At 65.3% G+C, this 19,198-nt stretch carries 16 protein-coding genes; 9 read left to right on the top strand and 7 right to left on the bottom strand.

The window, feature by feature from the left end; translation table 11 throughout:
* The first annotated feature begins 8 nt into the window (after nucleotides 1-8).
* Both ATY02_RS06525 and ATY02_RS06520 read left to right on the top strand, forming a co-directional pair.
* Nucleotides 9-1,238 (top strand): HlyC/CorC family transporter, encoded by a 1,230-nt coding sequence (locus ATY02_RS06525; RefSeq protein WP_068583576.1) that lies wholly within the window; start codon nucleotides 9-11, stop codon nucleotides 1,236-1,238.
* 283 nt (nucleotides 1,239-1,521) lie between these two features.
* A complete protein-coding gene (locus tag ATY02_RS06520; protein ID WP_068583573.1) occupies nucleotides 1,522-2,838 on the top strand; it encodes an MFS transporter in 1,317 nt (438 codons plus the stop codon).
* Nucleotides 2,839-2,926: 88 nt separating this feature from the next.
* Here the strand turns inward: ATY02_RS06520 and purT are convergent, their stop codons facing one another.
* From purT to ATY02_RS06495, 5 genes are all read right to left on the bottom strand, one after another.
* Entirely contained in the window at nucleotides 2,927-4,108 is a 1,182-nt protein-coding gene (gene purT, locus ATY02_RS06515) for a formate-dependent phosphoribosylglycinamide formyltransferase (protein ID WP_068583570.1), read from the bottom strand.
* Between the two features lie 94 nt (nucleotides 4,109-4,202).
* The gene (locus tag ATY02_RS06510; protein ID WP_068583567.1) at nucleotides 4,203-4,670 is read right to left on the bottom strand and encodes a VUT family protein; all 468 of its coding nucleotides are present in this window, start codon (nucleotides 4,668-4,670) and stop codon (nucleotides 4,203-4,205) included.
* Nucleotides 4,671-4,770: 100 nt separating this feature from the next.
* Nucleotides 4,771-4,986: a DUF1289 domain-containing protein gene (locus ATY02_RS06505; protein WP_068583564.1), complete on the bottom strand. Its 216-nt coding sequence runs from the start codon at nucleotides 4,984-4,986 to the stop codon at nucleotides 4,771-4,773.
* Nucleotides 4,983-5,507: a gamma carbonic anhydrase family protein gene (locus ATY02_RS06500; RefSeq protein ID WP_068583772.1), complete on the bottom strand. Its 525-nt coding sequence runs from the start codon at nucleotides 5,505-5,507 to the stop codon at nucleotides 4,983-4,985. The genes ATY02_RS06505 and ATY02_RS06500 overlap by 4 nt, the downstream gene beginning before the upstream one ends.
* Before the next feature lie 55 nt (nucleotides 5,508-5,562).
* Complete coding sequence (locus ATY02_RS06495) at nucleotides 5,563-6,162, bottom strand: CoA pyrophosphatase (protein WP_068583561.1); 600 nt, start codon at nucleotides 6,160-6,162, stop codon at nucleotides 5,563-5,565.
* A 149-nt stretch (nucleotides 6,163-6,311) separates the two neighbouring features.
* On the opposite strand from ATY02_RS06495, the gene ATY02_RS06490 reads away from it, so the two are divergent.
* The 7 genes from ATY02_RS06490 to nagE all read left to right on the top strand — a co-directional run bounded on the left by ATY02_RS06490 (nucleotide 6,312) and on the right by nagE (nucleotide 14,832).
* Nucleotides 6,312-6,863 carry an NUDIX hydrolase gene (locus ATY02_RS06490; protein WP_068583558.1) on the top strand — a complete coding sequence of 184 codons (552 nt, stop codon included), beginning with the start codon at nucleotides 6,312-6,314 and terminating at the stop codon, nucleotides 6,861-6,863.
* 48 nt (nucleotides 6,864-6,911) lie between these two features.
* A complete protein-coding gene (locus tag ATY02_RS06485; protein ID WP_068583555.1) occupies nucleotides 6,912-7,415 on the top strand; it encodes a L,D-transpeptidase family protein in 504 nt (167 codons plus the stop codon).
* Between the two features lie 270 nt (nucleotides 7,416-7,685).
* A complete protein-coding gene (locus ATY02_RS06480) occupies nucleotides 7,686-8,417 on the top strand; it encodes a GntR family transcriptional regulator (RefSeq protein ID WP_068583552.1) in 732 nt (243 codons plus the stop codon).
* 29 nt (nucleotides 8,418-8,446) lie between these two features.
* Nucleotides 8,447-9,553 carry an N-acetylglucosamine-6-phosphate deacetylase gene (gene nagA / locus ATY02_RS06475; protein WP_068583549.1) on the top strand — a complete coding sequence of 369 codons (1,107 nt, stop codon included), beginning with the start codon at nucleotides 8,447-8,449 and terminating at the stop codon, nucleotides 9,551-9,553.
* The gene (locus ATY02_RS06470; protein ID WP_124345819.1) at nucleotides 9,534-10,556 is read left to right on the top strand and encodes an SIS domain-containing protein; all 1,023 of its coding nucleotides are present in this window, start codon (nucleotides 9,534-9,536) and stop codon (nucleotides 10,554-10,556) included. Before nagA ends, ATY02_RS06470 begins: the two co-directional genes overlap by 20 nt.
* 28 nt (nucleotides 10,557-10,584) lie before the next feature.
* Complete coding sequence (gene ptsP / locus ATY02_RS06465; protein ID WP_068583543.1) at nucleotides 10,585-13,107, top strand: phosphoenolpyruvate--protein phosphotransferase; 2,523 nt, start codon at nucleotides 10,585-10,587, stop codon at nucleotides 13,105-13,107.
* Between the two features lie 18 nt (nucleotides 13,108-13,125).
* Entirely contained in the window at nucleotides 13,126-14,832 is a 1,707-nt protein-coding gene (gene nagE, locus ATY02_RS06460; RefSeq protein WP_068583541.1) for an N-acetylglucosamine-specific PTS transporter subunit IIBC, read from the top strand.
* 75 nt (nucleotides 14,833-14,907) lie between these two features.
* Here the strand turns inward: nagE and ATY02_RS06455 are convergent, their stop codons facing one another.
* Nucleotides 14,908-15,219 carry a YqfO family protein gene (locus tag ATY02_RS06455; protein WP_068583537.1) on the bottom strand — a complete coding sequence of 104 codons (312 nt, stop codon included), beginning with the start codon at nucleotides 15,217-15,219 and terminating at the stop codon, nucleotides 14,908-14,910.
* A gap of 4 nt (nucleotides 15,220-15,223) precedes the next feature.
* Nucleotides 15,224-19,120, bottom strand: a complete 3,897-nt coding sequence (gene purL, locus ATY02_RS06450) for a phosphoribosylformylglycinamidine synthase (protein WP_068583533.1) — start codon at nucleotides 19,118-19,120, stop codon at nucleotides 15,224-15,226.
* Nucleotides 19,121-19,198: the final 78 nt, after the last annotated feature.

Raw genomic sequence — 19,198 nt, 5'->3', positions numbered from 1 at the left:
CACCGGCCATGACCGACTCCCTGCCCACCGGCCCGATGCTCGCGGTAATCGCCCTGCTGATCGTCTGGTCGGGACTGTTCACCGCCATCGATGCCGCCCAGCTGCACCTGCTGGCCCTGCGCAGCAGCTCGCGCTCGGGTGACAAAGCAGCAGCCCGACTGGCCTTCCCCAAGGAAAGCCTGATCCTGTGCAACACCCTGTGCCGGGTGCTGGCGGTCATCATCAGTACCTTGCTGGCCCTGTTTTACTGGACAGAGAACGGCCCGTGGCTAGCCTGCCTGGCCAGCACCTGCGGCCTGCTGGTATTGGCCGAGTACCTGCCGCGAGCCGTGGCCGTGCGCTATCCGGAGGGCACCCTGAGCTTCGGCAACGGCCTGCTCGCCATCCCCATGAAGTTCGTCTACCCCCTGGCCTGGCTGCTCGACGCCATTGGCCAACTGCTGCTGCGTCCCTTCGCCAGCAAGGCCAGTGTGGTCAAGCACAGCGATGACGACCCCACCCTGCTGGACGACGAGCCGGCTCCCCAGGAACAGCACGCACTGCCCGGCATCCACGCCCTGGACAACATCACCGTCAACGACATCCTGGTGCCCCGCAGCGAAGTCGACGGCATCAACCTGGACGAGCCGATCGAGCAGATCATCACCCAGCTGCGCCTGAACCGGCGTACCCGCCTGCCGGTGTTCCACAGCGATATCAACCAGGTCGAGGCGGTGCTCAATACCCGCCAGATCCGCCACTTGCTGCCCGACGCCAGCCTGACCAAGGAAGCGCTGCTGGCGGCCTGCCACGAACCCTATTTCGTTCCCGAAAGCACCCCGCTGCAATTGCAGCTGCTCAACTTCCACAAGCAGCAGCGACGCCTGGGCATGGTGGTGGACGAATACGGCGAAGTGCAGGGCATCGTGACCCTGGAAGACATCCTGGAAGAGATCGTCGGCGAATTCGAAAGCGAGCACAGCCTCGACAACCCGCACATCCACCCCCAGGCCGATGGCCGCTATGTGGTGGAGGGCGCCGCCTCGATCCGTGAGCTGAACAAGAGCCTGGGCTGGCACCTGCCCAGCGATGGCCCCAAGACCCTCAACGGCCTGGTCACCGAAGCCCTGGAAACCATTCCCGACAGCGCCGTGTGCCTGAAGATCGGCCGCTACCGCCTGGAAATCCTCGAGACCGAGGAAAACCGTATCAGCCGGGTACTGATCTGGCACACCAGCAGCGTTCCCTCCATTCGCTGAACACTGCACCAAGCGCCACCGAGCCCGCCTTCAGGGCAGGCCTGTCCAGCCGGAAACACCCGCGACAAGTCCTTGTTGGATCGTTAGCAGCCTTTCTATAATCGTAACGCTTACCCAAGCCCCGCAGCCCCGCGTGCTACCCGCACCCTGCGAGATCCTGCACATACCCGCATACCGTTCGACGTCGCTCCCATCCCGAGCACGCCCGCACCAAACCCACATCCCTGGGTGCTCGACCATAATAATTCGCTCCACTGGAGCAATGACTGTCAGGGATATCCGCATGACGACCAGCACGACCTACAGCACCGGCGCGACCGACCATCCCGGCAACTCCGCCAGCCGGGTGGCCACGGCCAGCTTCATCGGCACCGCCATCGAGTTCTACGACTTCTATGTCTACGCCACCGCCGCCGCGCTGGTGATTGGCCCGGTGTTCTTTCCCCAGAGCTCCGGTACCGCCCAGATGCTCTCGGCATTCCTCACCTTCGGTATCGCCTTCCTGGCCCGCCCCCTGGGCTCGGCACTGTTCGGCCACTTCGGCGACCGGATCGGCCGCAAGTCGACCCTGGTGGCCTCGCTGCTGCTGATGGGCATCTGCACCACCCTGATCGGCGTGCTGCCGGGCTACGACAGCATCGGCGCCTGGGCCCCGATCCTGCTGTGCCTGCTGCGCTTCGGCCAGGGCCTGGGCTTGGGTGGCGAATGGGGCGGCGCGGCGCTGCTGGCTACCGAAAACGCCCCACCTGGCAAGCGCGCCTGGTTCGGCATGTTCCCGCAACTGGGGCCGTCCATTGGTTTCCTGGCCGCCAACGGGTTGTTCCTGGGCCTGGCCATGGGCCTGGACGACCAGCAGTTCCGGGCCTGGGGCTGGCGCATTCCGTTCCTGCTCAGCGCGGCGCTGGTGATGGTCGGGCTCTATGTGCGCCTCAAGCTGCATGAAACCCCGGTCTTCGCCAACGCCGTGGCCCGCCAGGAACGGGTGAAGCTGCCACTGATCGAGCTCTTCAGCCAATACTGGCTGCCGGTGCTGCTGGGCGCCGCCGCCATGGTGGTGTGCTACGCGCTGTTCTATATCTCCACAGTGTTTTCCCTGAGCTACGGCGTATCGACCCTGGGCTACAGCCGAGAAACTTTCCTCGGCCTGCTGTGCTTCGCCGTACTGTTCATGGCTGCCGCTACGCCCCTGGCGGCCTGGGCCAGCGATCGCTTCGGGCGCAAGCCCGTGCTGGTCGTCGGCGGCATCCTGGCGATCCTCTCGGGCTTCGCCATGGAACCGCTGCTGACCCAGGGCTCCACCGCCGGGGTGGCGCTGTTCCTGTGCATCGAGCTGTTCCTGATGGGGGTGACCTTCGCGCCGATGGGCGCCCTGCTGCCGGAACTGTTCCCCACCCATGTGCGCTACACCGGCGCTTCGGCGGCTTACAACCTGGGAGGAATCGTCGGCGCCTCGGCCGCTCCGTTCTTCGCCCAGAAACTGGTGGCGATGGGCGGCTTGAGCTGGGTCGGGGGATATGTCTCGGGGGCGGCGATCCTGAGCCTGATCGCGGTGTTGTGCCTGAAGGAAACCCGTAACAACGACCTGAATCAGGTCGGCTGACGGAGCATCATCGCGGGCAAGTCGGATCACCGCTCGCTCCTGCAGGTCGGCGCAACCTGGCAGGAGCGAGGCTTGCCCGCGGATGTTTTTACAGTTCTACAACGACTGCCTGGGAGGCGCGGGTTGCCTTGGCGCGGGCAGCTTCGATGGACTCATCACGAGCCAGGGCCACGCCCATGCGCCGCTGACCGTTGACTTCCGGCTTGCCGAACAGGCGCAGCGCGGTATCCGGCTCGCTCAGGGCAACGCCCAGGTTGGCGAATGCGGTTTGGGTGGACTTGCCCTCCACCAGGATCACCGCCGAGGCCGAGGGGCCGAACTGACGAATCAGCGGGATCGGCAGGCCGAGGATGGCCCGTGCGTGCAGGGCGAACTGCGACAGGTCCTGGGAGATCAGGGTCACCAGGCCAGTGTCATGGGGCCGTGGCGACACTTCGCTGAACCACACCTGGTCGCCCTTGATGAACAGCTCCACACCGAACAACCCGCGCCCACCCAGGGCCTCGGTCACGGCCTTGGCAACCCGCTCGGACTCGGCCAGGGCCTTCGGGCTCATGGCCTGGGGCTGCCAGGACTCCTGGTAATCGCCCTTCTCCTGGCGATGGCCCACGGGCGCGCAGAACGTGGTGCCGCCCACATGACGTACGGTCAGCAGGGTGATTTCGTAGTCGAAGTCGATGAAGCCCTCGATGATCACCCGGCCCTTGCCGGCCCGACCGCCTTCCTGGGCATAGTCCCAGGCCTTCTGCACATCATCGGCGCTGCGCAGCAGGCTCTGGCCCTTGCCCGAGGAGCTCATTACCGGCTTGACCACGCACGGGAAACCCAGGTCCTGCACGGCCTTGCTGTAGTCCTCGAAGGTATCGGCGAAGTGGTATGGCGAGGTCGGCAGGTCCAGCTCTTCAGCGGCCAGGCGCCGGATGCCTTCGCGGTTCATGGTCAGCTGGGTGGCCCGGGCGGTCGGAATCACGGTGAAGCCTTCGGCTTCCAGCTCCACCAGGGTCGCCGTGGCGATGGCTTCGATTTCCGGCACGATGAAGTGCGGCTTTTCCGCCTCGATCACGGCACGCAGGGCTGCGCCGTCGAGCATGTTGATCACGTGGCTGCGATGGGCCACCTGCATCGCCGGGGCATTGGCGTAGCGGTCCACGGCAATCACTTCGACGCCCAGGCGCTGCAGCTCGATCACCACCTCCTTGCCCAACTCACCACAGCCACAAAGCAAGACGCGGGTCGCGGTTGGCGACAATGGAGTTCCGATACGAGTCATCTGAAGGTCCTCAAGGAAGCGGATCATCGAAGGCCGAGCGCCAGGCTGGCAACCCGGGAAAGCGCGGCATTTTACATGAACCGTGGCCTTTGGCTCAGCCGGCGCACGCCGCTTTGCGCAAACGCCAGGCCATGGCCAGCCACACCACCGTGACCCCGGCGAACTTCGAGGCCAGGGCAGTGAGGATCACCCCTGGGGTCAGGGCATCGATCAAACCGAAGAAAATGAAGGTATCCAGGGGGATGCTCAGCGCCGAGCTGATCCACAGCCGATCGTGTAGGGGACGCTTGGTGATGCTGAACACCAGCCAGTCGATGCATTCGGAGACCGCGAATGCCGTGGCGCTGGCCAGGGCGATGGCGGGGTCGGAAGTCACATAGGACAACACCAGGGCCGCCAGCATGGCGATGATGGCGCCGTGGCCGAAGCGGGTCTGCACCATGTCGCGCAGGACGAACACCAGTCCACCCCAGGCCGACCAAATGATGTCCAGGTGCGGGGCGGTGGAAAAGGCGTAGTTGATCAGCACGACACTGCTGATATAGGCGATCAGATAGAGCATGGGGGCCAAGAAGTCGCTGTCAGGAAGGTGTACAGGTTACTTCAGGCTCGGGGATTGGGCCAAGAAAGTCCTCGACTCCCGACAAGGCTTGCGCAACCGATCAGTTGCCTGCCTCGGCCCCCGCCAGCCACAACAACCCGCTGTCCTTGGCCCGCTCATGGCAGCGGGCCAATACGCTACACCGCTCGGTATTGTCCATGCGGCCCCAACGGGTAATCTCGTCCACTGTGCGCTGGCAACCGATGCAGATGTCCTGCTCGTCCAGGGCGCAAATATTCACGCAGGGCGAGGCGACGGGTTTCTCCGCAAGGCTCATGATTCCTGCTCGACCAGGTCCCGAGCATAGCGCTGGGCATTGTGTACGTAATGGGCGGCGCTGGCCTCGAGCATGCGCTTCTGCGGCTCGGTGAGTTCGCGCACCACCTTGCCCGGCGACCCCATGACCAGCGATCCATCGGGAATCTCCTTGCCCTCGCCGATCAGCGAGTTGGCGCCGATGATGCAGTTCTTGCCGATCTTCGCGCCGTTGAGGACCACTGCGTTGATACCGATCAGGCTGTAGTCGCCCACGGTGCAGCCATGCAGCATGGCGTTGTGGCCGATGGTCACTCCGGTGCCGATGGTCAGCGGGAACCCCATGTCGGTGTGCATCACGGTGCCGTCCTGGACGTTGCTGTGCTTGCCGATCAGGATCAGCTCGTTATCGCCACGCAGCACGGCGTTGAACCACACGTTGGCCCCCTCCTCCAGCTTGACCTTGCCCACCAGCGTTGCGTTCGGGGCGACCCAGCTCTGTGGATGGGTTTCTACTCGGGCATCGCCCAGGCGATATTTCATCTTGTTGTCCTCATGGCTCAGGCAGCCGTGGGTGAGTGCCATACGTGCGATGGCTTCAGAGGGTGACGGAGTTCTTCGGTGGGTGACGCAGGCTGATCCCGGCGTCATACAACAGGTTGACCAGCTCGACGATCATGATCGCGGTCAGCCCCCAGATCTTGAAGTCGCCGAAACGATAGCTGGGAACGTACCAGCTGCGTCCCTGGTAGTCGATGCGATGGGTATGCTCCCGAGGGTCCTGGCGAAAGAATTCCAGGGGGACATTGAAGACCGCAGCGATCTCGGCGTCGTTGGCGCGGTACTCGACGAAATCGGGGATCACTCCGACATACGGCGTAACCTTGAGCCCATGCTTGGAGATCAGCGGGCTCAGGGGGCCGATGATCTCCACCAGGCCTGGGGGCAATCCGATCTCTTCCTCCGCCTCACGCAGGGCGGTGAACACCAGGTCCGGGTCCTCCGGATCGCGTCGCCCGCCGGGAAACGCCACCTCTCCGCCATGGGTCGAAAGCCCGCTGGCGCGCAGGGTCAGCACCAGCTCCGGCTCATCGCTGCGGGTGATGGGCACCAGCACGGCAGCCTCGGGAAAACGTCGATCGGTCTCCAATGTACGCGGCGTGTAATGACTTACCCGATGAAGTAGCTCGTCCAGCATGAGGCATCTCGATCTGTTGGCTACCGAGCATCATGCACCAATCCCGGCAACGGCCCAACCCCCGTTCCTGGGGCATGTCGCGGAACGACAACTTGCCGACGACAGGCCTCGCGCGCCAAGATAGCCGCAGCCTTTTCCGGACAGCCTCGATGAAATTTTGCAGCCAGTGCGGCAACCCGGTGACCCAGCGCATTCCCGAAGGCGACTCGCGCCTGCGCTTTGTCTGCGATCACTGCCAGACCATCCATTACCAGAACCCCAATATCGTCGCCGGCTGCCTGGCCACCTGGGAAGGCAAGGTCTTGCTGTGCCGCCGGGCCATCGAGCCGCGACTTGGCTACTGGACCCTGCCGGCCGGCTTCATGGAGAACGGCGAGACCGTGGAGCAGGGAGCCGTGCGTGAAACCTACGAGGAAGCCTGCGCCCGTGTGCGCGACTTGAGCTTCTATACCCTGATCGACGTCCCGCATATCAGCCAGGTGCATGTGTTCTTTCGCGCAGAGCTGGCCGACCTGGATTTTGCCGCCGGCCCCGAGAGCCTTGAAGTGCGCTTGTTCGATGAAACCGACATCCCTTGGTCCGAGCTGGCTTTTCGCACTGTCAGCCGTACCTTAGAATGCTTCTTCGCTGACCGGCAGGCCGGCACCTTCCAAGTGCGCACCGAATCCATCCCGCCGCTGGCCCAGCCTGCCATCAGTTAAACAATAATCGTGCACGGGACCCCGTGCGCGCCTGGGGATATCGTGTCAATGCGCTGGTTGCTTGCCCTGCTGTGCTGTTCCTTTGTCGCTGTTTCCCAGGCCTCCACGGTGGAAACCCTCGACGGCAAGGTCATCGAGAAAGTCCTGGTACTCAAGTCCGCCCATCAACTGCAGTTGATCAATGACGGCAAACCGCTGAAGACCTATCGCATCTCCCTGGGCAAGAAACCCAAGGGGCCCAAGCTCATGGAAGGCGACAAGCGCACGCCCGAAGGCCTGTACTGGCTCGACTGGCGCAAGACCAGCGACCGTTATTACCTGGCCATGCACATCTCCTACCCGAACATCAGCGACGCCGCCCGCTCCCGGCGCGAGGGCGTGCCTCCCGGCGGCATGATCATGATCCACGGCACCCCGGACACCGAAGAATTCCCCGAGCAGTACTTCCATACCCTGGACTGGACCGACGGCTGCATCGCCATGCGTAACGTCGACATGCGCGAGATCTGGGGCCTGGTCAAGGACGGCACCATGATCGAGATTCGCCCTTAACCCGCCTCCTGCAAAAAATATTTTCCCCCGCACGTAAAAACCGCACGCCCATACCACTTCGCGACCCGCCCCGGGTCGCCCCCTGGCTTTTGGCCCTTGCTGCCAGACCTGCCTAATACCACTTCGATCCTTTATGCTCGCCAGCACCTCGACAGTGCCCGCCACAGTGCGCTCACAGCGGACCAGTGGCGTTGACATGGTATTTAAGTGGTATTAGTTTTTCGGCACTACCGAGCGACAACAACCTATAACCGCATCGGAAACCTGATCATGAACCAGCTGCTGAACCTGCGCCCGGACGACACCCAACCCACCCCGCTGTACCTGCAACTGGCCCGCAACCTGGAAGCGGCGATTCATGCTGGCCAGTGGAAAGCCGAGCAGGCCCTTCCCTCCGAGCGCAACCTCAGCGAACTGCTGGGCATTTCCCGAGTGACTGCGCGCAAGGCCCTGGAAGTGCTCTTCGAGCAGGGGCTGATCCGACGCAACCAGGGTTCGGGGACCTTTATCACCCCACGCCTGGAACAACCGCTGTCGCGGCTTTCCGGCTTCAGTGAAATGCTGCGCCTCAAGGGCTTCGTGCCCGGCTCCCAATGGCTGGAACGCACCATCACGCCCCCCACCCACGAAGAACTGATTCGCCTCGGCCTGTCGCCCAACGACAAGGTGGCGCGCCTCAAGCGCCTGCGCAAAGCCGACGACGTGGTGATGGCGATCGAGATGAGCACCCTGCCGGCCAGCATCATTGCCCGCCCGGAAGCGGTGGGCGACTCCCTGTACGAATACCTCGATGGCATCAAGCGCCCCGTGGTACGGGCGCTGCAGCACATCCAGGCGATCAATGCCTCGGACGAGTTCGCCAGCCTGGTGGGCATCGCCCCCGGCACCGCCATGCTGCTGATGACCCGGGTCGGCTACCTGGAGGACAACACCCCGATCGAGGTCACCGATACCTACTGCCGCAACGACTACTACGACTTCGTCGCCGAACTGCGACGCTGAACCAGTCTCCAGGAATCCGAGAAACGCCCATGTCCGAAGCCAACATACTCACGCCCCAAGGCTGGATCCGCGGCCACCTGATCCACCATGAAGGCAAGGTGACTGCCATCGATGGCAGCCCCTGCGATCCGGCGGACAACGACCTGCCCTACCTGCTGCCCGGTTTTATCGACCTGCATGTGCACGGCGGTGGCGGCAAGGACATCATGCAGGGCAGCGAAGCCTTCGAGACCATCGCCCGCACCCATGTGCGCTTCGGCACCACTTCGTTGCTGGCCACCACCATGACCGCGCCCAGTGCGGAAATCCGCGATGTGCTGGAACAGCTCGGCCGGTATGCCCGGCAGCGGCCGGCTGGGTCCGCCCGAGTCCTGGGCGTGCATCTGGAAGGTCCCTACATCAACCCCGGCAAGCTGGGCGCCCAGCCGAACTTCGCCCATACCGCGCTGTTGAGCGAAATCGAGCAGTACCTGGAACTGGCACCGATCCGGGTGATCACCATCGCGCCGGAAGTAGCGGGCCACAACGATCTGATCCGGGCCCTGAGCGCACGCGGGATACGCATGCAGATCGGCCACACCCTGGGCAGCTATGAAGAAGGCGTGGCCGCCATGGCCGCCGGCGCCACCAGCTTCACCCACCTGTACAACGCCATGAGCCCGCTGCATCACCGCGAGCCGGGGATCGTCGGTGCGGCCCTGGCCCATGCCCAGTACGCCGAGCTGATCCCCGACCTCTTGCATGTACATCCCGGGGCAATGCGCGTGGCCCTGCGCTCGATCCCATGCCTGTACTGCGTCACCGATTCCACCGCCGCCGCGGGCATGCCCGACGGCGAGTACAAGCTGGGCAGCCACACCGTGACCAAGTGCCTGGGTGGCGTGCGCCTGCCGGATGGCACCCTGGCCGGTAGCACCCTGACCATGGACCAGGCGCTACGCAACCTGGTGAAGATCGGCCTGCCCCTGGCGGACGCCTCGCAGCGCCTGTCGCAATTTCCCGCCGACTACCTCGGCCTCCCCGAACGCGGCCGCCTGCAACCTGGCAGTTGGGCCGACAGCGTGCGCCTGGACCGCGCACTCAAACTGACCGCCGTCATGGTCGAAGGAGAAGAGCTTGACTTCCAAGATGCTTGAAGAGGCGCTGTCCTCGCACACCGCCGTGAGCAACCAGCTACAGCACCTGGAGCCGTCGCTGGTGGAGGTGGCCGGTCGCCTGCGACGCCAACCGCCGCAAGTGGCGATGACCGTGGCCCGGGGCAGCTCCGACCATGCCGCCAGTTATTTCGCCTACCTGACCATGCAGCACGCGGGCATCCCGGTGGCGTCACTGCCGATGTCGGTGGTCACCATGCAGCAAGCGCCACTGCGGGTCAGCGGCCAGGCGGTCTTCGCCTTCTCCCAGTCGGGCCAAAGCCCGGACCTGGTGAACAGCGTGCGCCTGCTGCGCAAGCGCGGCGCCCTCACCGTCGGCCTGGTCAATGCGCCGAACAGCCCACTGGAAGCGGCCAGCGAATTCGCCCTGCCGCTGTATGCCGGCACCGAACAGAGTGTCGCCGCCACCAAGAGCTTCATCGCCACCCTCAGCGCCAGCGCGCGCCTGATCGGCCACTGGAATGAGGACGCACACCTGCTGGAAGCCGGGCTGGCCCTGCCCGAAGGCCTGGAGCAGGCTGCCACCCAGGACTGGAGCCCGGCCATCGCGGCCCTGCGCGACTGCCAGCGGCTGATGGTGATCGGCCGCGGAGCAGGCTTTGCCATCGCCCAGGAGGCCGCGCTCAAGCTCAAGGAAACCTCGGCGATCCAGGCCGAAGCCTTCAGCAGCGCCGAAGTCCGCCATGGCCCGATGGCCCTGATCGAGCACGACTACCCGCTGTTGGTGTTCGCCCCACGCGGGGCGGAACAGGGCGGCCTGCTAAGCCTGGCCGCCGACATGCGCCAGCGCGGCGCCAAGGTACTGCTGGCCGCACCGGACGATATCCAGGAACGGGACCTGCCGCTGTGCCTGGCGAACCACCCGGCGCTGGACCCGATCCTGGCGATCCAGAGTTTCTATGTCATGGCCGCTGGCCTGGCCGAGGCCCGCCGCATGGACCCCGACCAGCCACGGCACCTGAGCAAAGTGACCCGCACTCACTAAGCCCCCCTTGATCGATGAGTACTGCGCCATGCACAACAACAATAATGACCTGACGCTCAGTGCCCCACTCAGTGGGCCCGTACTGCCACTGCGTAGCGTTCCCGACCCGGTGTTCGCCAGCGGAGCCATGGGCGACGGGATCGCCATCGACCCGCTCAACGACACCCTGCACGCCCCGTGCCCTGGCGTGGTAATCCAGGTCGCCCGGACCGGGCACGCCGTGACCCTGCGCGCCGACAACGGCGCACAGTTACTGCTGCACCTGGGCCTGGACACCGTCGAGCTACAAGGCGAAGGCTTCGAGTTGCTGGTCCAGGAGGGTCAGCGCGTCAACGCCGGCCAACCCCTGCTGCGCTTCGACCTGGACTATGTCGCGCAGCACTGCCGGAGCCTGATCAGCGTGCTGATCCTGACCAACAGCGAGGGTTTCGACCAGCGTCCGCTGAGCCTGGGTACCGTCAAGGTCGGCGAACCGCTGCTGCATATCACACAGCGCAACCAGGCCCCTACACACGCAACTGCCGCCCCGGGCTCGGCAGAACAGGCCAGCGCCCGGGTCCGGGTTGCCCACCGCGGCGGCCTGCATGCGCGTCCCGCGGCCCTGGTCCGTCAATGCGCCGCCGGCTTCGCCAGCCAATCGCAGCTGAGCTTCAAGGACAAGAGTGCCCCCTGCACCAGCCTGGTAGCCCTGATGGGCCTGGGCATCGGCGAACAGGATGAAGTGCAGGTCAGCTGCCAGGGCGCCGATTGCCAGGCCGCCTTACAGGCGCTGCTCAAGACCCTGGGCACGGCGCTGGAGAGCGACGCCCACCCGGCGCCTGTCGCACTCGCGTCCAGCATTCGGCGCCCCGCTGAAGATGGCGTATTGCATGGGGTCTGTGCCGCGCCAGGGCTGATCGCCGGCCCGTTGCTGCGGCTTAAGGCCATGCAGTTGCCGGAAGACCTTGGCCAGCACCAGCCTGATGAACAGCGCCAAGCCTTGGAGAAAGCCCTGGACCAGGTACGCGCCGATATCCGCCAGACCCTGGATCAGGCCCGCCAGCGTCGGGACCAGGAAGAACAGGACATCTTCAACGCCCACCTGGCCCTGCTGGAAGACCCGACCCTGCTGGACGCCGCCCACGCCGCCATCGCCCAGGGCCGGGCCGCCACCCATGCCTGGAGCGCGGCGATCGCCGAGCAGTGCCAGGTGCTGCAAAGCCTGGATAACCCCTTGCTGGCTGAGCGCACCAACGATCTGCGCGACCTGCAACAGCGGGTGCTGCGGGCCTTGCTGGGCGAAACCTGGCACTACGACCTGCCGCCCGGGGCGCTGGTCGCCGCCGAAGAACTGACCCCCTCGGACCTGCTGCAACTGAGCGCCCAGGGCGTAGCCGGCCTGTGCATGGCTGCCGGCGGCGCGACCTCCCATGTGGCGATCCTGGCCCGGGGCAAGGGCCTGCCGTGCCTGGTGGCCCTGGGCCAGGAAGTCCTGCACCTGGAAAACGGTCGTCAGGTGGTGCTGGATGCCGACGGCGGGCGCCTGGAACTTGTGCCCGATCCGCAACGCCTGCAACAGGTACAGGAGGCCCATCGGGCCCGCTTGCAACGTCGCGCCTTGCAGCAACAGCAGGCCGCACAGCCGGCCCTAACCCGTGACGGCACGGCGATAGAGGTCGCGGCCAACGTGGCCTCCAGCGACGAGGCTCGGGAGGCCTGCCAGGGCGGTGCCGACGGCATCGGCCTGCTGCGCACCGAATTCCTGTTCGTCGACCGCCAGCACGCACCAAACGAAGCGGAACAGCGCCAGGCCTATCAGGACGTGCTGGATGCCATGGGCGACAAACCGGTGATCATCCGCACCATCGATGTGGGCGGCGACAAGCAGCTGGACTACCTGCCACTGCCGGCCGAGGCCAACCCGGTGCTGGGCCTGCGCGGCATCCGCCTGGCCCAGGCCCGCCCCGAACTACTGGACCAGCAACTGCGGGCCCTGTTGCAAGTCTCGCCGGTGGCACGCTGCCGGATCATGCTGCCAATGGTCACCGAGGTGGCCGAGCTGCTGCACATCCGCCAGCGCCTTGAGACCCTGGCCAGCGAACTGGGAGTCAGCCAGCACCCGGAGCTGGGGGTGATGATCGAAGTGCCAGCTGCGGCGCTGATGGCCGAACAACTGGCCGAACACGCCGACTTCCTGTCCATCGGCACCAATGACCTGTCCCAATACACCCTGGCCATGGACCGCGACCACGCTGGATTGGCCGCCCGGGTCGACGCCCTGCATCCGGCCCTGCTGCGCCTGATCGCCCAGACCTGCGCCGGGGCTGCACGCCACGGTCGCTGGGTCGGGGTCTGCGGCGCCCTGGCCAGCGATCCGCTCGCGACCCCGGTGCTGATTGGCCTGGGCGTCAGCGAACTGTCGGTCAGCCCGCCGCAGGTCGGGGAAATCAAGGACCGGGTACGCCAGCTGGAGATCAGCCGGTGCCGCCAGCTCAGCCCGACGTTGCTCGACCTGCCGGGTGCTGCCGCGGTCCGCCAGGCCTGCGCGCAGCATTGGCCTCTACAACCATAAGAATCCAGGAGAGACGCCATGTACCAGTACTTCATCGAGGGCCTGCAGCGCCTCGGCCGGGCATTGATGCTGCCCATCGCCATCCTGCCCATCGCCGGCCTGCTGCTGCGCCTGGGTGACACCGACCTGCTGGACATCGCCATCATCCACGATGCTGGCCAGTCGATCTTCGGCAACCTGGCGCTGATCTTCGCCATCGGGATCGCCGTGGGTTTCGCCAAGGACAACAACGGCACCGCCGGCCTGGCCGGAGCGATCGGTTACCTAGTGATGATCTCGACCCTCAAGGTGCTGGACGCCAGCATCAACATGGGCATGCTCGCCGGGATCATCAGCGGGCTGACGGCCGGTGCGCTGTACAACCGCTTCAAGGACATCAAGCTGCCGGAGTACCTGGCGTTCTTCGGTGGCCGGCGCTTCGTGCCCATCGTCACCGGCTTCACCGCCGTGGGCCTGGGGGTGGTGTTCGGCCTGATCTGGCCGCCGATCCAGCATGGCATCAACGGCTTCGGCCAACTGCTGCTGGAAAGCGGCAGCTTCGGCGCCTTTGTCTTCGGCGTGTTCAACCGCCTGCTGATCGTCACCGGCCTGCACCACATCCTCAACAACATGGCCTGGTTCATCTTCGGCAGCTTCACCGATCCGAACACCGGCGCCGTGGTCACCGGCGACCTGACCCGCTATTTTGCCGGCGACCCCAACGGCGGCCAGTTCATGACCGGGATGTTCCCGATGATGCTGTTCGGCCTGCCCGCCGCCTGCCTGGCCATGTACCGCAATGCCCTGCCGGAGCGGCGCAAGGTGATGGGCGGGATCTTCCTGTCCATGGCCCTGACCTCGTTCCTCACCGGGGTCACCGAACCCATCGAGTTCGCCTTCATGTTCCTGGCACCGCTGCTGTACCTGGTGCATGCGCTGCTCACCGGGATGTCCATGGCCCTGACCAACCTGCTGGATATCCACCTGGGCTTCACCTTCTCCGGCGGCGCCATCGACATGGCCCTGGGCTGGGGGCGCTCCACCAATGGCTGGAAGGTGCTGCCGGTAGGCTTGCTGTATGCGGTGATCTACTACCTGGTGTTCGATTTCTGCATTCGTCGCTTCAACCTCAAGACCCCGGGTCGCGAGGACAGCCCCTCCGCCGGCAAGAGCGAGCTGGCCAAAGACCAGCGCGCCAGCGCCTACATCAAGGCCCTGGGCGGCGCCGCTAACCTGATCACCGTGGGCGCCTGCACCACCCGCCTGCGCCTGGAACTGGCCGACCGCGACCTGGCCCGTGACGCCGAGCTCAAGGCCCTGGGTGCCATGGCCGTGGTACGCCCCGGCAAGGGCTGCAGCCTGCAAGTGGTGGTCGGCCCGACCGCCGATAGCATCGCCGATGAAATCCGCCAGGCCCTGCCAACGGCGCCCGTGGTGGCTCCATCCACCGCCCCCGAATCGGCCCCCGCGCCAACCCCGGTTCCTGCACAAGAAGCCCAACAATGGCTCAACGCCCTGGGTGGCCGCGATAACCTGTTGCAACTGGACTGCGTGGCCCTGACCCGCCTGCGGGTCCAACTGAGCAACAGCCAGGGCCTGTCGGAGGCGGCGCTCAGAGGCCTGGGCTGCCAGGGCACTCGGCGCCTGGAAGGGGATGTCTGGCATGTATTGATTGGCGAGAAAGCACTCGGTTTGCAGGCTGCCATGCAAGCGCTGATACCTCGCAAGGTGGGTGCCGGCGCCTGAAGGACTTGCCTGCACGCCCATAAAAAAGCCCGCTGGCCGTTTCCGGCTCAGCGGGCTTTTTGTCTGTGGATAACCTCAGAACTGTTCCAGACGCCAGACCTCGTAGGCCGGAGTCTCGTAGGGATGGCTCTGCTTGAGCGCCATCACCACGTCGCGGATCAGTTCATCGGCCACCACCAGCTCGACTTTCCATTCCTCCACCCGCTCCACCAGGCCGGTCTGCCCGAGGAATGGCTGGCTGCCATCCAGGGGGCGGAACTGGCCCTGGCCGAGCACCTGCCAGGCGCACTGGTCGTAGGCGCCGATGCGTCCGCCACCTGCGGCGAACACGGCGCTCTTGACCTGCTCCACATGGCTGGGAGGCACGAAGAAGCTGAGCTTGTACATTGCCTCAGTTCACCCAGACGCGAGCGTTGCGGAACATGCGCATCCAGCCTGCATCTTCGTTCCAGTCGTCAGGACGCCAGGAGTTCTGCACAGCACGGAATACCCGCTCAGGGTGCGGCATCATGATGGTGACGCGACCGTCGCGGCTGGTAAGGCCGGTGATCCCGCGCGGCGAACCGTTGGGGTTGGCCGGGTAGCGCTCGGTGACCTTGCCGTGGTTGTCGACGAAGCGCAGGGCCACGCAACCGGACAGGTCGGCTTCCAGCAGCGCTTCTTCGCTTTCGAACTCGGCATGGCCTTCGCCGTGGGCGATGGCGATCGGCATCCGCGAACCGGCCATGCCCTGCAGGAAGATCGAGTTCGACTCCTGTACCTGGACCATGGCCACGCGGCCTTCGAATTGCTCGGAGCGGTTGCGCACGAAGTGCGGCCAGAACTCGCTGCCCGGGACCAGCTCGTGCAGGTTGGACATCATCTGGCAACCGTTGCACACACCGAGGGTGAAGGTGTCGTTGCGCTCGAAGAAGCCCTGGAACGCATCGCGGGCACGGCTGTTGAACAATGCCGACTTGGCCCAGCCTTCACCGGCGCCCAGTACGTCACCGTAGGAGAAGCCGCCGCAGGCGACCATGCCCTTGAACTCGTTGAGATCGACACGACCGGCGAGGATATCGCTCATGTGCACGTCGATGGCGTTGAAGCCGGCGCGGTCGAACGCCGCGGCCATTTCCACCTGGCCGTTGACGCCCTGCTCGCGCAGCACTGCCACCTGGGGACGCACACCCTTCTTGATGTAAGGCGCGGCGACGTCCTGGTTGACGTCGAAACTCAGCTTGACGCTCAGGCCCGGGTTGTCTTCCTCCAGCACCACGTCGAACTCCTGCTCGGCGCAGTCGGCGTTGTCGCGCAGGCGCTGGATCTGGTAGCTGGTCTCGGCCCACTGGCGCTGCAGCAGACGACGCTCGCCGGCGAACACCTTCTCGCCGTTGAAGGAGATGTTGATGTGGCCGTTGTTGACCGGCTGGCCGATCACCGCCACGCAGTCGCCCAGGCCAGCGGCGCTGAACTGAGCGAGCACGCCCGGAGTGGCGTCCTGGCGAACCTGGATCAGCGCACCCAATTCCTCGTTGAACAGGATGGCCGGGATATCGGCCGCGCTGGCAGCCAGCGCATCCAGGTTCAGGTTCAGGCCGCAGTGGCCGGCGAAGGCCATTTCCACGGCGCTGGTCAGCAGGCCGCCGTCGGAACGGTCGTGGTAGGCCAGCAGGTGGCCGTCGGCATTGAGGCCCTGGATCACCGCGAAGAAGGCCTTCAGGTCTTCGGCGTCATCGACGTCCGGAGCCTGCTTGCCGATCTTGCCGTGGGTCTGGGCGAGGATCGAGGCGCCCATGCGGTTCTGGCCGCGACCCAGGTCGATCAGGACCAGGTCGGTGGTGCCCTTGTCCATGCGCAGTTGCGGGGTCAGGGTCTGGCGAATGTCGGTGACCGGGGCGAAGCCGGTGACGATCAGCGACAGCGGCGCGGTGACGCTCTTGTCCACGCCCTCTTCGTTCCAGCGGGTGGCCATGGACATGGAGTCCTTGCCCACCGGGATGGTGATGCCCAGCTCCGGGCACAGCTCCATGCCGACAGCCTTGACGGTGTCGTACAGGCGCGCGTCTTCGCCCGGGTGGCCGGCAGCGGACATCCAGTTGGCGGAGAGCTTGATGTCGCTGATCTTGCCGATGCGCGAGGCCGCGAGGTTGGTCAGGGTCTCGCCGATGGCCATGCGCCCGGACGCCGGGGCATCCAGCAGGGCCAGCGGAGTGCGCTCGCCCATGGCCATGGCTTCGCCGGTGTAGACATCGAAGCTGGTGGCGGTGACCGCCACGTCAGCCACCGGTACCTGCCACGGGCCGACCATCTGGTCGCGGGCCACGAGGCCGGTGATGGTGCGGTCGCCAATGGTGATCAGGAAGCTCTTGCTGGCCACAGCCGGGTGATGCAGGACACGCTCGATGCTCTCGGCGACGTCCAGGGTGCTCGGATCGAAATCATCACCCAGCTCGGCTTCGCGAACGGCCGAACGGTGCATGCGCGGGGCCTTGCCCAGCAGCACTTCCAGGGGCATGTCCACCGGGCTGTTGCCGAAGTGGCTGTCGGTCACGGTCAGCTGCGGCTCGGCAGTGGCTTCGCCGACCACCGCGAACGGGCAGCGCTCGCGCTCGCAGATGGCCTTGAAGCGCTCGAAATCCTCGGCACCCACTGCCAGGACATAACGTTCCTGGGATTCGTTGGACCAGATCTCGTGCGGGGCCATGCCCGGCTCGTCATTGGGAATGTTGCGCAACTCGAAGCGACCGCCACGGCCGCCGTCGTTGACCAGCTCGGGGAAGGCGTTGGACAGGCCGCCGGCACCGACGTCGTGGATGAAGCTGATGGGGTTCTTGTCGCCCAGCTGCCAGCAACGGTCGATGACCTCCTGGCAACGGCGCTCCATTTCCGGGTTCTCGCGCTGTACCGAGGCAAAATCCAGGTCCGCCGAGCTGGTGCCGGTGGCCATGGAGGAAGCGGCGCCGCCGCCCAGGCCGATGAGCATCGCCGGGCCGCCAAGGACGATCAGCTTGGAGCCAACGGTGATCTCGCCCTTCTGCACGTGTTCGTCACGGATGTTGCCCATGCCGCCAGCCAGCATGATCGGCTTGTGGTAGCCACGCACTTCCTCACCACGGGGGGTGGTGATGGACTGCTCGAAAGTCCGGAAGTAGCCGGTCAGGGCCGGACGGCCGAATTCGTTGTTGAACGCCGCGCCACCCAGCGGGCCCTCGATCATGATGTCCAGGGCGTCGACGATGCGCTCGGGCTTGCCGTACGGCACTTCCCAAGGCTGTTCGAAGCCAGGGATCTGCAGGTTGGAAACGGTGAAACCGGTGAGGCCGGCCTTGGGCTTGGCGCCACGGCCGGTGGCACCTTCGTCGCGGATCTCGCCACCGGAGCCGGTGGATGCGCCAGGGAACGGAGCGATCGCGGTCGGGTGGTTGTGGGTCTCGACCTTCATCAGGATATGCACCGGCTCCTGCACCGCGCCGTACTGGCGGGTCTCGGGATTCGGGAAGAAGCGCCCGGCGACGGAGCCGACGATCACCGCGGCATTGTCCTTGTAGGCCGAGAGCACACCTTCGTTGTGCATCTGGTAGGTGTTCTTGATCATGCCGAACAGGCTTTTTTCCTGGGCCTGGCCGTCAATGTCCCAACTGGCGTTGAAGATCTTGTGGCGGCAGTGCTCGGAGTTGGCCTGGGCGAACATCATCAGTTCGATGTCGTGGGGGTTGCGTGCCAGGCCCTGGAAGGCCGTCATCAGGTAGTCGATTTCATCTTCGGCCAGGGCCAGGCCCAGCTCGCTGTTGGCCTTTTCCAGGGCGGCGCGACCACCACCGAGGATGTCCACGGCGGTCAACGGCTTGGGTTCGGCATGGCTGAACAGGCCGCCGGCCTCTTCGAGGTTGGCCACGACGATCTGGGTCATGCGGTCGTGCAGGGCGCTGGCGATCAGCTGGGCGTCGGCCTCGCTGAACTCGCCCGCTACATAGAAGGCAATACCCCGTTCCAGGCGCTGGACTTTCGCCAGGCCGCAGTTGCGGGCGATGTCGCTGGCCTTGCTCGACCAGGGCGAGATGGTGCCCAAGCGTGGCAGGACCAGGAACAGTCGGCCGGTCGGCTCTTGTACCGGAACGCTGGGGCCGTACTTCAGAAGGCGCGCAAGCACCTGCTGTTCGTCGCCGGTCAGGACGCCGGTAACCTCGGCGAAGTGAGCGAATTCAGCATACAAGCCACTGACAGCCGGTACTTTCTGGCTCAGTTGCTCAAGGAGTTTGCTGTGGCGAAAGGCAGAAAGGGCAGGAGCGCCGCGCAGGATCAACATCTTCGGGACAGCCTCGGGAAGGGGGTGTGCTTTGAGGCCGTGCATTCTAACTTAAACCGTCGGCATCGGCATCCGAAA

It is taken from the genome of Pseudomonas sp. BIOMIG1BAC, assembly GCF_001705995.2.
In the GTDB taxonomy this organism is placed as follows: Bacteria; Pseudomonadota; Gammaproteobacteria; order Pseudomonadales; family Pseudomonadaceae; genus Aquipseudomonas; species Aquipseudomonas sessilinigenes.
The sequence above is the reverse complement of the archived record's forward strand: the minus strand, read 5'-3'. Positions and strand labels throughout refer to the sequence as shown.

Excerpts from the sequence above, each read along its gene's own strand:
- ptsP (WP_068583543.1), top strand. The coding sequence starts at position 10,585 with ATGCACAACAACAATAATGACCTGACGCTCAGTGCCCCACTCAGTGGG.
- ATY02_RS06455 (WP_068583537.1), bottom strand. The coding sequence starts at position 15,219 with ATGTACAAGCTCAGCTTCTTCGTGCCTCCCAGCCATGTGGAGCAGGTC.
- ATY02_RS06485 (WP_068583555.1), top strand. The coding sequence starts at position 6,912 with ATGCGCTGGTTGCTTGCCCTGCTGTGCTGTTCCTTTGTCGCTGTTTCC.
- ATY02_RS06500 (WP_068583772.1), bottom strand. The coding sequence starts at position 5,507 with ATGAAATATCGCCTGGGCGATGCCCGAGTAGAAACCCATCCACAGAGC.
- nagE (WP_068583541.1), top strand. The coding sequence starts at position 13,126 with ATGTACCAGTACTTCATCGAGGGCCTGCAGCGCCTCGGCCGGGCATTG.
- purT (WP_068583570.1), bottom strand. The coding sequence starts at position 4,108 with ATGACTCGTATCGGAACTCCATTGTCGCCAACCGCGACCCGCGTCTTG.
- purL (WP_068583533.1), bottom strand. The coding sequence starts at position 19,120 with ATGTTGATCCTGCGCGGCGCTCCTGCCCTTTCTGCCTTTCGCCACAGC.
- ATY02_RS06505 (WP_068583564.1), bottom strand. The coding sequence starts at position 4,986 with ATGAGCCTTGCGGAGAAACCCGTCGCCTCGCCCTGCGTGAATATTTGC.
- ATY02_RS06520 (WP_068583573.1), top strand. The coding sequence starts at position 1,522 with ATGACGACCAGCACGACCTACAGCACCGGCGCGACCGACCATCCCGGC.
- ATY02_RS06510 (WP_068583567.1), bottom strand. The coding sequence starts at position 4,670 with ATGCTCTATCTGATCGCCTATATCAGCAGTGTCGTGCTGATCAACTAC.
- nagA (WP_068583549.1), top strand. The coding sequence starts at position 8,447 with ATGTCCGAAGCCAACATACTCACGCCCCAAGGCTGGATCCGCGGCCAC.
- ATY02_RS06525 (WP_068583576.1), top strand. The coding sequence starts at position 9 with ATGACCGACTCCCTGCCCACCGGCCCGATGCTCGCGGTAATCGCCCTG.
- ATY02_RS06495 (WP_068583561.1), bottom strand. The coding sequence starts at position 6,162 with ATGCTGGACGAGCTACTTCATCGGGTAAGTCATTACACGCCGCGTACA.
- ATY02_RS06480 (WP_068583552.1), top strand. The coding sequence starts at position 7,686 with ATGAACCAGCTGCTGAACCTGCGCCCGGACGACACCCAACCCACCCCG.
- ATY02_RS06490 (WP_068583558.1), top strand. The coding sequence starts at position 6,312 with ATGAAATTTTGCAGCCAGTGCGGCAACCCGGTGACCCAGCGCATTCCC.